Source organism: Olsenella urininfantis, from assembly GCF_900155635.1.
Lineage (GTDB): Bacteria > Actinomycetota > Coriobacteriia > Coriobacteriales > Atopobiaceae > Olsenella_G > Olsenella_G urininfantis.
In genome coordinates, this window is the sequence record NZ_LT732540.1 from 1,116,693 (window position 1) to 1,127,840 (window position 11,148).

Genomic DNA, 11,148 nt, shown 5'->3' on the forward strand with positions numbered 1-11,148 from the left:
CACAGCGCGCAACCTACTCGTCCGTCTCCTCGAGCACCTCGGCAAGGTCGCCCCCCTCGTCCTCGGGCTCGTCTTTAGAGGCCTTTCCCGCGGCGTACTCCTCAGGCGTGAGCACGTCCTCGATGCGCAGGTTCACGCCGGCGACCTGCAGCCCGGTCATGCCGCTGACCTGCTTAACCACGGTCCTCTTGACATCCTCGAAGACCTGGGGCGCATAGGCTCCGTACTCGATCAGCACGCTGATGTTCACACGCACGGCAGCGTCCGGGGTCACCTCCACGCTCACGCCCTTGCGCGAGTCGCTGGCGCCAAGCACGTCCTGCACGCGGTTGAACCAGCTTCCCTTCATGCCAATGACGCCTGGGACCTCGCGCATGGCGATGGCCACGATCTTCTCGATGACGCCGTTCGAGAAGGTGAGGGAGTCCTCGGAGTCCTCGTCCTCCTCCGCGCCAAGGGGAGCGAGGGCGTCCTCGACGGCCGCCACTGGCCCGGCATCCGCCTCGACGGCAGGGACCTGGCCCTGGACGTCCACGACGGACGCGTCCTCCACCGCGGTCTGCTGCTCCTCTGGCTGGGAAGTGGTCTTGTCGGTCATGCGAGCTCCTCTCGGGTGGCCCTTACCGGGCGCACCGGCAAGGAAGGTGGTTGTTTGGGTTGGCTAGCGCTCGTTGCTGCCGTCTGAGAGCAGCCTGCGCACGAGCCTGACGATGCGTGGGTTGCCGTCTGCCCACTGGCCCACTAGCGTGCCGAGCAGCACGCAGACGAGCACGAAGATCGTGCGCAGGAGGCCCAGGGCGAAGACCAGCAGGGCAGCCGCAAGGCCCGCGGCGCCACCGAGGACCGCGTTCTCGTGCCCTGGGAAGCTCTCGTGCAGCCAGCTGCCGAGGGTCGCGAAGAAGAGCCTCTTGCGGACGGGCCCCTCTGGCTCGCCCCCCTGCGGGACGGGCGAGCCGTCCTGGGCCGGCACCTGATCCCTCTCGTCGTTCTCTATGCTGAGCCTGGGCTTGGCTTCTGACATGGCTACTCCTCCTCTGCGCTCTCGGAGGCGTGGGGCGCCTTGCCCATGGAGACGGTTATCTCTGAGGTATCAGAGGGCGAGAGGCGCTGGGACGGGGACTCCGAACCAGCGTCCTGGGTGCCGCCCGCCTCGTCAGCCACGGGCTCCGGCCCAAGGTCAGGCTCCCCCTCAGCCACCGCCTGGGATGCCTCCGCGGGCTCCGGCAGATACTCCTCCGCGTTCAGGAACTCCAGCTCCACGCCGTCCACGTTGTCCCCCACCACCACGGCGAGGCCGGCGAGCAGGCGATCGTGCAGGGCGCGACCCTCCTCGACCACGTCAACCGTCTGGGTGGGCTGGACGCGGGCGTACACGCGCACATGACCTCGCGTCCTGCTCGAGACGCTCACGCGACGAGCACGGAAGCGCCCGTCCTCCTCGATCACATGCGTCACCTGGCTGGAGATGGCAGAGCGGGTAACGGTAATCTGGTCCGCATCGACCCTGCTCACCACGACCACCTTGCGGTTGCGCGTGAGGATGGAGCGCAGGAGGCAGGCCAGGTGCCCCAGAACAACCAAGGCGATCAGGCACTCCACAACCATGTAGTAGATGTCAACGCCCATGAGGGCCTGCGCCTCCTGCGACCAGGGGCCAAACCATGGCAGGGCCAGGGCTGCCAGGACGAGAAGTCCCGACAGGCCAAAGACGAACAGGCAGATGCGCTTCAACATGCCCATGTGCACGTCCCTTCCGGCAGACGAGAGCCGTGACGAGGTTTCACCTTAAGAGAATAGCGCAGACGCCGGACGCTAACGCCATCCGCACGGCACGCAGCCCAAACGTCACGGAGAGCGGACGGTGCGCTAGCTGCGAGCGTGACGGCCACCGGCCCACTGGCCGCAGCGCTTGAGCATGTCCATGCGCAGCGTCACGTAGCGCTTCTCGGCCCTCTCGGCAAGCCAGCGGGCCAGGCCGTTTGCGATGCCCGCCCCGAAGAAGCCGATCAGCAGGTCCACCAGGAAGATTCCCGCCAGCACCAGGTAGGCCAGGTGCCAGCCTGCGTCCGCCTCGGCAAGGCCGCGTGCCAGAAGCGCAAGCGAGACGGGCAGCTCAAGGATGCCGTACACCTGCTTCTCAAGGAGAGACGAGACGCTTGACTGGTAGCTGCCCTTCCTGCGCACCTCCACGTGCACGCGGGTGAGGTTCGAGACGATGCCGTTCAGGACCTCGCGCAGGGCGCCGGAGATATGGCCGGCGAAGAGCTCAAAGAGCAGGAGGTAGCTGGGGTAGACCGCAGAGGCGACGACGGACGCCCAGCTTGAGAGGCTTGCGGTGGCCGACGTGTCGAAGCGAGCCGCATTCCGAGGAAGCAGCGGGAAGTTGAGCCACCAGACGAGCGCGAAGAGCGCCACCAGAATCAGGCGCAGGAACCAGGGGCCCAAAAGGAAGCGCCTGAGCGCATGCCCGGGGGCGTCGGCAGCAGCGTTCGCCTCGGACTCCGCCACGGCGCTGCGGGGATTTCCCTCCTCGTCCCAGAAGAGGGAGTCGTCCACCTGGGTCCTCACGGACGCGCTGCCATCGGGGTTGTGATGCACGCCCACACCGTTGTGACCCCGAGAGCCGCCCACGAGGTCGCGATGTATGCTGACGCGCGGGCCCGCGGCGTCCACCAGAGGCTTCAAGGTGGCGTAGGCCTTGTTGACCTCGGTCATGCGCGTCTGGGCGAATTTCTCGGAGATGCCGTTCCTGGCCGCGTTGTCAGGGTGGTACTCCTGCGCGAACGCCTTGAACTGCCTGCGCAGCTCCGCCTTGCCGTACCTCTCGGGCAGCTGCAGGACCTCCTCCGCCTGCGCCTGCGTCATCTCCTGCCTCACGCTCACCCCTCTTCCTTGCAAAAGGCGGCGACCCGAAGGCCGCCGCCCATGCGCATGCGATTTTGGAACCGTGAAAGGACTAGTCCTCGTCGAGCTGCTCGGCAACCTCATCGGAGACGCTCATGGACGTGTAGACGCTCTGCACGTCGTCGAGCTCCTCAAGGTGGTCGACCAGGCGCTGAACCTTCTTGGCGTCGTTGAGCTCGAGCTCGTTGGGGGTGTTGGGAACCATGGTGAGCTCGGAGCCCTTGACCTCGATGCCCTGCTCCTTGAGGGCGGCCTCGACGGCCTGCATCTTGTCGTAGGCGGTGTAGACGATCCACTGGTCGCCGGCGTCCTCGTAGTCATCGCCCTCGGCCTCGGCGACGGCGAGCATGAACTCGTCCTCGTCCACGGCGTTCTCCTTGTCGGCGACCTTCTTTTCCTCGCTGACGATGACCTTGTCGATGGCGATGGAGCCCTTGCGGGTGAACTGGAAGGCGACCGAGCCGGTGGTGCCGAGGTTTCCGCCCGCGTGGGAGAAGGCGGAGCGCACGTCCGCGGCGGTGCGGTTGAGGTTGTCCGTCAGACACTCAACGTAGACGGCTACGCCGGCGGGGCCGTAGCCCTCGTAGGTGACCTCCTTGTAGACCACGGCGTCAGCGCCGGTGCCAAAGGCCTTGTCGATTGCGGCCTGGATCTTGGCGTTGGGCATGGAGACCATGCGGGCGCGGGCGACGGCCGCCGCGAGGGAGGCGTTGTTGTCCGGGTTGGGGTCTCCGCCGTTGCGGGCGGCAACGGTGATGTTGCGGGAGTGCTTGGAGAAGAGCGCGGAGCGCTTTGCGTCGATTGCGGCCTTCTTGTGCTTGGTGGTAGCCCACTTAGAGTGTCCGGACATGCAGATCTCCTTCTGACTTCGGCAAAAACATATGAATGATAGCGGTCATCAGGGCCGTTGCACAAGGGAGGAGCCCGCGATTACAAAAGCGCGACACAGGACGGGCGCGCCGCCGGCGCCTCCCCAGCCGCCCTGACTACAAGGTGCCAGCGCCTCTCGGCAGCCTGGGCGTACTCGGGCGCGCGGGCGGCTTGCTGTCGCATGTGGCCCCCATCTGACAACAAGATCGCCCCGAGGGGGGGTGCAACAGGGCGTTCCCGGCGCCGTTCGGGTCTTGTTGTCGGAAACGGGCCGTATCCGACAACAAGATCGTCCTGCCGCCCACGTTACCTGGCACCTCTCAGCCAGCACCGGTTTTGTTGTCACACCGAGAAGGGATGCGGGCCCAGAAGCATGTCACGTAGCCTCTTCCGCGCGGCCCACTCCTCGTCCGATGGTTCCCCAAGCTCCCTGCCCAGCAGCTGGGCAAGCTGGCTTACCAGGGTCTCGCACTCCTCATGCCAGGCGATGTCCTCGTACGAGACCCGAAGCATGCGATACCCCAGGGAGGCCAGCGCATTGCAGCGCCTTCTGTCACGCTTGAGCTGGTCTGCTTCCGCATGCACCGCGCCCTCGTACTCGAGGCACACGCGCTCCTCCCTCCAGAGGAAGTCAGGCTCGAAGTACCCGCGCGAGGTGCGGTCAAGCAGGAGGACGTCCAGGCCGCGGCAGTCGATCCGGGCATTGGACTCCAGAGGGCCAAGCCCATATCCGCCCAACTCGAGAGGCATGCCCAGCAGCAGCCCCGTGATTTCCTCCATTGGGGAGGCGCAGCGCTCGGGTGCCCAGGTAAGCGCTAGCTCCAGGATGCGCACGCCCCGATGCCGCCCACAACGGCCGAGAAGGTCAAGGATGGCCCTCCTGCCTGTTATGGGGTCGGCTCGCAGCACGCCCCTCTCGCCGATCGAGCTGTCCTCCAGGCGAAATCTGCTCAGAAGCCGGGTGACGGCGATGACCAACTGAGGGAGGGTCAAGCGGTCTGCCAGCTGCACCAGGCAGAGCTCCGGCCCACAGACGACAAGGCCCTCTTGAACCTCGTACGCAGAGCCCGAGGGAAGCGATCCCGACCAGCCATGACGCTGAGGCTCCCTCGAGCTTTGGGCGCAGCCCCTTGGGACCAGGACGTGCTGGCCTGCGGACTGCAGCCCGCACCCACGCAGCGCGCCGCGCGACCACTGCGCATCGGCAAGGCTCAGCTCACCCAGACACCTCAGCTGCCGGATGGGGACGCTGCGTCCCACCCAGAAGCGATACGCGCTGTGATGGCTGAGGTAGATGGTCATGCGCCCTCCCAAACGACCGATTACGAGAAATGTATCCTTGGCCTTGGGGCACATGGGCAATGGGCTGATCTTCTGGGCTTGCTCTGTTGCGCATAGCTGACAGCCAGCTGGCACAGGGGCAAGGAATCAGCAGCACAGGGACGGCGCGGAGGCAGGTCGTCTAAGACGATTCCGATAGGGCGATGCTGAGACGCTTCCCTGAGAGGGGCGAATCGGCGTCCGAGCGGACCAAAACCCCATGCAGGTGACAACAAGACGACTTTGATACATCTGGCGTGCAGATACGTACAGACCTGGCACATCTTGTTGTCGCTGGTGCAGGGATAGTGACAACAAGATTCCCATCCTGGCTTAGAGGACCAGATGAGCGGCGCCAGCTGAGAACTTGTTGTCAGATGCGGCCCGTTTCCGACAACAAGACCCGGACGGCGCCGGGAACGCCCTGTTGCGCCCCCCTCGGGGCAATCTTGTCGTCAGATGGAGGCCACATGCGACAGCAAGCCGCCCGCGCGCCCGCTCGGCTACACCAGGCCGAGCCGCTCGCAAAATGCCCGCCAGAGCTTGTGAGACCCTGCAGTGGTGGGGTGTACCTGGTCCTCGCAGAGGTCAGGGCCACCCAGGTCAAGCGCGTCGTAGAGCGAGACATGCTCGTATCCCGCCTCGTCGCAGACTCCCGAGAGGACCCTGTCCACCTCGTCCATGCCATAGAGGTTGGTTGCGTCCGTCCGCCGGTTGTTGGGTGGCGACACCACCACGAGATGCTTGCAGCGCGCGGCCGCCGCGGCAAGACCGTCACGTGCGTAGGCCTCAAAGGCATCGGCAGGCTCCTTCGCGGCGTCGTTGGTGCCAAGCATCACAACGATGACGTCCGCCCCCTCTCCCAGCCAGGATTCCGGCGCCTCCGCGAGGAACTGCATGCGAAAGCCGCTCACGGCGGCATTCACGAAACGCACCGCCCCCCTCTGACCAGCCCAGTCGCGAAAGTCGTTTGTCCAACAGCCCAGCTGGGGCGATGTCTCAAGGTAGCTGCCCTGGGGCCCAGAGTAGGCAAGCTCGGGCCCCGGAGGCAGGCTGTCGTAGCCGTCGCAGAGAAATCCCGCCGTGATGGAGTCGCCTATCAGGCGCACGGACCCTATCTCGCCGCGGGAGAACATGCCCGACAGCCGCGAGCCATCCGCAGCGCGCTCGACAACGACGGGTGCCTCCGCGGGCTCGGCATGCCGCTCCCCCTCATGCGGCGTCATCCCCAGCAGGGCCGCCCACGCGGCTCCGGCGCACGCGCACGCAAGCAGCGCGCAGGCGACGGCCACCATCGCTCCCATCCGACGACCAGCAACCATCAGACCTCCCTACAGGCCGTACTTTGCCACAACACGCCGGATGGAGCGCCCCCAGGGCAGCCAGATGAGCGCCAGGAAGCCCGTCGTTGCCAGGCCGTGCACCACGTCCAACGGCAGCCCCGCCGCAAAGGCAGCAAGGGCCCCCTGCCAGGTTAGCGGCTTGACAAACCCCAGCACAAACCAGCCGTTGAGAACAAGCCCGTATATCAGGGCCGAGAGGAAGCCGTACGCCATGAGCACGGGCCTCCTCTCTAGGAGGCCGTGGTCGGCCAGGGCGCCCGCAAGATACCCCACCAGGCCCCACGCATACATCTGCCAGGGCGTCCAGGCCCCCTGGCCAAAGAAGAAGTTCGAGACGAGAGCCGCCAGCGCACCAACCACAAAGCCCTGCCGGCGTCCCAGCACGGCGCCGGCGACGATGGCGATGGCCGAGACGGGCTTCACGTCCGGAACCGGGGCAAAGAGCACGCGCCCGGCTGCCGCAAGGGCCGCCAGCACCACGCTTGGCATGATCTGCCTGAGCCCAGGTCGCGACGACTCGTAGCTGCCAAAGAGCAGAAGCAGCGAGAGGAGCACCACGAGCAGGGTGAGGCCGGCGCTCAAGTCAACGTCTCCCAGGGCGCAGGCGAGCATGGACGCAGGAACGGCCAGCAGAGCCGGGACCTCAAGGGCCCCCAGCACGCGCCGCATCGCAGCGTCCCTGTTCACCAAAAAAGCCATGCGCCCGCCCCTCTTCCGTCAGCAGCCAGTATGACCCAACCGTCTGCGAGCGCGCAGTGCGACTGGCTGTTGGGCTGGGATACAGTCTGAGCAAGATGTCCGGCAAGCGGCAAGCGCCTTTGGGGGGATCACCATGCTCTACATTGGTAACTTCAACTACGACGACGCCAACGACTCGGCCGAGAACTACTGCCTCATGCCCGTGGTGGTGGAGGCCCAAGACCCTGAGGAGGCGCTCTCGAAGATCGCCGAGCTCTTCCAGCGGCTGCACGAGACCTCGGACCTGCTCGACGGCGCCTGCGAGATCTACCTCGACTCCCTCATCGAGCTCGAGCAGAGCCCCACGGAGCCCATCCTCACCCAGTGGACCAAGATCGTGCCCAGCGTGGACGGCCTCTCGCTCATCAACTCCGTGCTGCCCATGGAGAAGGATGCCCAGGACGGCATCGCCGAGGCATACAGCTGGTTTGGTGAGGGCGAGGGCCCCAGCGAGACGGACGAGGACCTGGAGGAGTTCTCCGAGGACGACCCCTTCCTGATCCTGGAGTAGGCGATGCTGCCGCGGGCGGGCTCCCCCAGCGGCAGCTTTCCTAGCGCCAGAGCCAGGAGCCCTCGAAGAAGTCGCCCGTGCGCTCGCTTGGGCCAGCCTGCCCGTCGAAGAGCAGGGTCACGCTGTCTGCCAGCACCCTCACAAGATCCATGTCGTGCGTGGCCAGCAAGATGGTGGCCCCCTCCTCCCTCGCTGAGAGGAGCATGCGCACCATGGCGTGCCAGGCCCCTTGGTCCAACCCCTTGCTGGGCTCGTCCAGAAGCAGCAGGCGCGGCCTCGCCAGCAGCAGCTTGGCCAGCGCCACCAGCTGCTGCTGACCCCCCGACAGGTCGTAGGGGTGCAGCTTTGCAAGGCCCTGGCATATTCCCAGCTCATTCATGATGTTTTGCACATCGCCCCAGCCATAGGACCCGGCAGCCGACCACTCCATAAGCTCCTCCGAGACGCTCTGGGCGCTCAGCAGCACCTTGGGGTCCTGAGGCAACAGCGCCTGAGAGCCCGCCAGCGGACGCCGCAGGCGACCCCTCTGCGGACGCAGCACACCAGCCGCAAGCGCAAGCAGGGTTGACTTGCCGCAGCCGTTGCCGCCCACCACCGCGCGGCACTCCCCCTCTCCCAAAGAGAGGTCCAGCCCGCGCAGCACCCATTCGGAATCCCTTGTGCGGCGAAACCAGACGTCGGAGAGCTCGAGCGCGGCCTTGCCGGCCTCCTCGCGGCGGGCAGGCATAGACGCCTGCACCCTCAGCCCCTCGCGCGAGCGCAGCTCCCCCAGCGCGAGCTCATGCACGCGTCCGTCCTTTAGCTCCAGAGCCATGTCGGCAAAGTCCAGAAGCGGGCCAGGCCGGTGCGTGGCAAGCAGGACGGTCACGCCCAGCTCCTGGTTCACGCGACGTAGGAGGGCCAGGAAGCCCTTCTCGGCAACGGGGTCAAGCATGGAGGTGGGCTCGTCCAGGAGCAGCAGGCGCGGCCTCATGACCAGCACGGACGCAAGCGAGAGGATCTGCGCCTGCCCACCGGAGAGCTCCGTGGTGCGTGAGCGGAACCACGGCTCCATGCCCAGGAAGTAGCAGGTCTCGGCAACGCGGCGACGCATCTCCACCTGGCCCAAACCCAGGTTCTCGAGACCAAAGGCCATCTCGCGCCAGACGCTGTCGCAGACGATCTGGCTCTGCGGGCTCTGGAAGACGAAGCCCACCCGGCTGGCGGAGCAAAGGGGATCTGCCGCGAGCTCCTCCACAGGCTCCCCAAAGACGCACAGGTCCCCTCCCCGATCCCCCACCGGCGAGACCTCTGGCTTGGCGAGCCGCAGCAGCGTGGTCTTGCCCGATCCCGTGCCACCCACCAGCAGCGCAAAGGCGCCCTGGGGAACCTCGAGGGAGACCGCGTCCAGGACGGGGGCGGCACCACCGCCGGGCGTGGCATAGGCGAACGAGAGGTCCTGCGCCTGAAGCGCCGCGGGCATGGTCATGGGAGCCTCCACCAGATGAGTCGGTCGCGCAGGACAAGCAGGCTGGGCAGCAGGAGCTGCAGCGCCCAGGGAACGTAGCCCCACCAGGGCAGCAGGGTGGGCATGCTGGGGTAGAAGCGCCACTGGCCCGCTGCCACCCAGGCCAATAGCGCGTTCAGGAGCAGCAGGGCCACGACCAGCGCAAGCCCCGGCGCATCGGAGGGCCTGAGGGGATGCGGACGGTAGCTGCTGCGCCTCTCTCGCGCGCCCCAGCCCCGGGCGCGCATGGCCGCCGCGCGCTCGAGGGAGTCCTCCAGGGACCAGCTGAGCAGCACCCCGTTGAGGCGTGCCGCACGTCCGCGCAGGCCGCCCGTCCCGCGCGCCTCCCCCGCCGCACTGCAGGCATCCAGCGTGGCCTCGACCTCTCGCGCGCGGCCCATGAGCTGGGGCACCAGGCGCAACGTCATGGAGGCCATGAGGGCAACCACCGGAAGCCCCCTGCCGGAGAGGTCCAGGAAGGCGTCCGGACCGAGCAGGACATCGGCACATCCCAGCCAGAGCAGCGTGGACAGCAGCAGCGCGCCCATGCAGGCCCCGAAGGCCAGGCTCTCCAGGTAGACGCCTCGGCCCGCCAGCCTGAACAGCAGGGTTGAGCCAGAGGCCGAGAAGAGCGGGTTCAGCAGGCAGAGCAGGAGCAGCAGGGGCAGCTGCCAGCGAAGGGCCCAGAGGGTCTCTCGCGCGCCGCGGCAGAGCAGGGAGCAGAAGAGCCCTCCCGCAAGGGAGAAAACGAGGTAGACGGGCTGCACGGCGAGCATGGAGACACCCAGCGTGCCCAGCAGGAAGGCCGCGGGCACGCTGGGGTGCAGGCTCTCGAAGACGGCGGGCGCGTTGGGGCTGCGAGGCATGGGGGCTACTCGGTCACGTTGACGTACGCCCACACCAGCGAGTCGCCCGAGGAGAGCTGATAGTTGGAGCAGGCCACATTGGGCTCCACGCCGTTCACGCGATACACCCAGCCCGACATGCCTCCGTGATCGAACTCGGCAAGGCCGTTGATGGACATGACGTAGGTACCAAACGCCGTGCCCTTGGAGCTCACGTCCACACCCGTCGCCACCAGCGCATCGAAGGCAGTGGACCCGGCAGGCAGCAAGAGGGTGGCCGAGCTGGCGTTCGCGCCGGCGGCCGTTCCGTCCACCGTGACGCTCACGCTGACCTGGGAACCCGCCACGTCCCCCGCGCCTGCGACCCCCGAGCGGAAGGAGCCGCCGGCTCCGGACGAGAGCACGCCGCCCTGGGACATGGCCTGGGAGCGCTCCTGCGACACATCGGAGAGCCGCTCTCCTTCGGGGGTCACCGCGGCGGGTGCCTCGATGGCCGCCCCATCAGGAAGGGTAGGCAGGTCTCCACCCGTGCGGGCAAAGGAGGGGCTCTCCAGGGCGGCATAGGCATCCGCAGAGACCTGGTAGCCGCAGGCAAGCGCAAGCAGCCCGGGCGTGTCCGAGGGCAGCTCCCCAAGGCTCGCAGGAACGCTCAGCACCAGGCGCACGGCGCCCGACGCATCCTCCACGATCCAGGTCACCTGGGAGATGGGCGCTCCCGTGGCCTGAACCCACCGGGCAAGGGCGAAGGCGCGCCGCACGCTGACGTCCATCATGTCTGCGGAGGCGTCAGACGAGCGCTGCTCCACCCAGATGACACGGGAGCTCAGCACCAGTTGCAGCTGTTCCGGGTCAAGCGAGAGGTCCCTGCCCTCAAGGGAGAGGCCCGCCAGCGCATGGCGCACGTCCTCCCCAGAGACGGTGAGCGTCCGGGGCGCCGCGCTGCCACCCTGGCCCTCCAGGGCCTCCTGGGTGGTGCTCAGCGCGCCCGCGCCCAGGAAGGACAGGGGATCTTTGCCCTGCAGGTACTGGGACAAAGACCAGCCACTGAAGGCCATCAGGATCGCGGCGGCGGCCGCGACCGCAGCCTGCCCCCTCGTCAGCCGGGGGCCCGCGCCCCTCCCGCCAGCCATG

Annotated in this window: 12 protein-coding genes; 1 reads left to right on the forward strand and 11 read right to left on the reverse strand. The window is 67.2% G+C overall.

Annotated features, from left to right (window positions below; translation table 11 throughout):
• Window positions 1-13: 13 nt before the first annotated feature.
• The 8 genes from CZ375_RS05190 to CZ375_RS05225 form a co-directional block, all read right to left on the reverse strand.
• Window positions 14-598, reverse strand: coding sequence for an Asp23/Gls24 family envelope stress response protein (locus CZ375_RS05190; RefSeq protein ID WP_077598212.1), 585 nt, complete (start codon window positions 596-598; stop codon window positions 14-16).
• 63 nt (window positions 599-661) lie between these two features.
• Window positions 662-1,021 (reverse strand): DUF2273 domain-containing protein, encoded by a 360-nt coding sequence (locus CZ375_RS05195; protein ID WP_077598213.1) that lies wholly within the window; start codon window positions 1,019-1,021, stop codon window positions 662-664.
• A 2-nt stretch (window positions 1,022-1,023) separates the two neighbouring features.
• The gene (gene amaP / locus CZ375_RS05200) at window positions 1,024-1,740 is read right to left on the reverse strand and encodes an alkaline shock response membrane anchor protein AmaP (RefSeq protein ID WP_077598214.1); all 717 of its coding nucleotides are present in this window, start codon (window positions 1,738-1,740) and stop codon (window positions 1,024-1,026) included.
• Window positions 1,741-1,866: 126 nt separating this feature from the next.
• Window positions 1,867-2,883 (reverse strand): J domain-containing protein, encoded by a 1,017-nt coding sequence (locus CZ375_RS05205; RefSeq protein ID WP_234966889.1) that lies wholly within the window; start codon window positions 2,881-2,883, stop codon window positions 1,867-1,869.
• Between the two features lie 73 nt (window positions 2,884-2,956).
• The gene (locus CZ375_RS05210) at window positions 2,957-3,754 is read right to left on the reverse strand and encodes a YebC/PmpR family DNA-binding transcriptional regulator (protein ID WP_077598215.1); all 798 of its coding nucleotides are present in this window, start codon (window positions 3,752-3,754) and stop codon (window positions 2,957-2,959) included.
• A gap of 362 nt (window positions 3,755-4,116) precedes the next feature.
• Window positions 4,117-5,076: an endonuclease domain-containing protein gene (locus tag CZ375_RS05215; protein WP_159438374.1), complete on the reverse strand. Its 960-nt coding sequence runs from the start codon at window positions 5,074-5,076 to the stop codon at window positions 4,117-4,119.
• Window positions 5,077-5,597: 521 nt separating this feature from the next.
• A complete protein-coding gene (locus CZ375_RS05220; protein WP_077598217.1) occupies window positions 5,598-6,416 on the reverse strand; it encodes an SGNH/GDSL hydrolase family protein in 819 nt (272 codons plus the stop codon).
• Between the two features lie 9 nt (window positions 6,417-6,425).
• Window positions 6,426-7,136, reverse strand: coding sequence for a DUF6580 family putative transport protein (locus CZ375_RS05225; RefSeq protein ID WP_077598218.1), 711 nt, complete (start codon window positions 7,134-7,136; stop codon window positions 6,426-6,428).
• A 133-nt stretch (window positions 7,137-7,269) separates the two neighbouring features.
• Between CZ375_RS05225 and CZ375_RS05230 the strand changes: the two genes are divergently transcribed.
• Window positions 7,270-7,686, forward strand: coding sequence for a hypothetical protein (locus CZ375_RS05230; protein ID WP_077598219.1), 417 nt, complete (start codon window positions 7,270-7,272; stop codon window positions 7,684-7,686).
• A gap of 40 nt (window positions 7,687-7,726) precedes the next feature.
• Here CZ375_RS05230 and CZ375_RS05235 read toward each other — a convergent pair whose 3' ends face one another.
• From CZ375_RS05235 to CZ375_RS05245, 3 genes are read right to left on the reverse strand one after another with little or no spacing between them, the layout of a single operon-like run.
• Entirely contained in the window at window positions 7,727-9,154 is a 1,428-nt protein-coding gene (locus CZ375_RS05235; RefSeq protein ID WP_077598220.1) for an ABC transporter ATP-binding protein, read from the reverse strand.
• Complete coding sequence (locus CZ375_RS05240) at window positions 9,151-10,038, reverse strand: energy-coupling factor transporter transmembrane component T (RefSeq protein WP_077598221.1); 888 nt, start codon at window positions 10,036-10,038, stop codon at window positions 9,151-9,153. The genes CZ375_RS05235 and CZ375_RS05240 overlap by 4 nt, the downstream gene beginning before the upstream one ends.
• A 5-nt stretch (window positions 10,039-10,043) precedes the next feature.
• Window positions 10,044-11,147: a DUF4430 domain-containing protein gene (locus CZ375_RS05245; RefSeq protein WP_159438375.1), complete on the reverse strand. Its 1,104-nt coding sequence runs from the start codon at window positions 11,145-11,147 to the stop codon at window positions 10,044-10,046.
• Window position 11,148: the final 1 nt, after the last annotated feature.

Excerpts from the sequence above, each read along its gene's own strand:
- CZ375_RS05225 (WP_077598218.1), bottom strand. The coding sequence starts at position 7,136 with ATGGCTTTTTTGGTGAACAGGGACGCTGCGATGCGGCGCGTGCTGGGG.
- CZ375_RS05230 (WP_077598219.1), top strand. The coding sequence starts at position 7,270 with ATGCTCTACATTGGTAACTTCAACTACGACGACGCCAACGACTCGGCC.
- CZ375_RS05235 (WP_077598220.1), bottom strand. The coding sequence starts at position 9,154 with ATGACCATGCCCGCGGCGCTTCAGGCGCAGGACCTCTCGTTCGCCTAT.
- CZ375_RS05245 (WP_159438375.1), bottom strand. The coding sequence starts at position 11,147 with ATGGCTGGCGGGAGGGGCGCGGGCCCCCGGCTGACGAGGGGGCAGGCT.
- CZ375_RS05210 (WP_077598215.1), bottom strand. The coding sequence starts at position 3,754 with ATGTCCGGACACTCTAAGTGGGCTACCACCAAGCACAAGAAGGCCGCA.
- CZ375_RS05190 (WP_077598212.1), bottom strand. The coding sequence starts at position 598 with ATGACCGACAAGACCACTTCCCAGCCAGAGGAGCAGCAGACCGCGGTG.
- amaP (WP_077598214.1), bottom strand. The coding sequence starts at position 1,740 with ATGGGCATGTTGAAGCGCATCTGCCTGTTCGTCTTTGGCCTGTCGGGA.
- CZ375_RS05220 (WP_077598217.1), bottom strand. The coding sequence starts at position 6,416 with ATGGTTGCTGGTCGTCGGATGGGAGCGATGGTGGCCGTCGCCTGCGCG.
- CZ375_RS05215 (WP_159438374.1), bottom strand. The coding sequence starts at position 5,076 with ATGACCATCTACCTCAGCCATCACAGCGCGTATCGCTTCTGGGTGGGA.
- CZ375_RS05240 (WP_077598221.1), bottom strand. The coding sequence starts at position 10,038 with ATGCCTCGCAGCCCCAACGCGCCCGCCGTCTTCGAGAGCCTGCACCCC.
- CZ375_RS05195 (WP_077598213.1), bottom strand. The coding sequence starts at position 1,021 with ATGTCAGAAGCCAAGCCCAGGCTCAGCATAGAGAACGACGAGAGGGAT.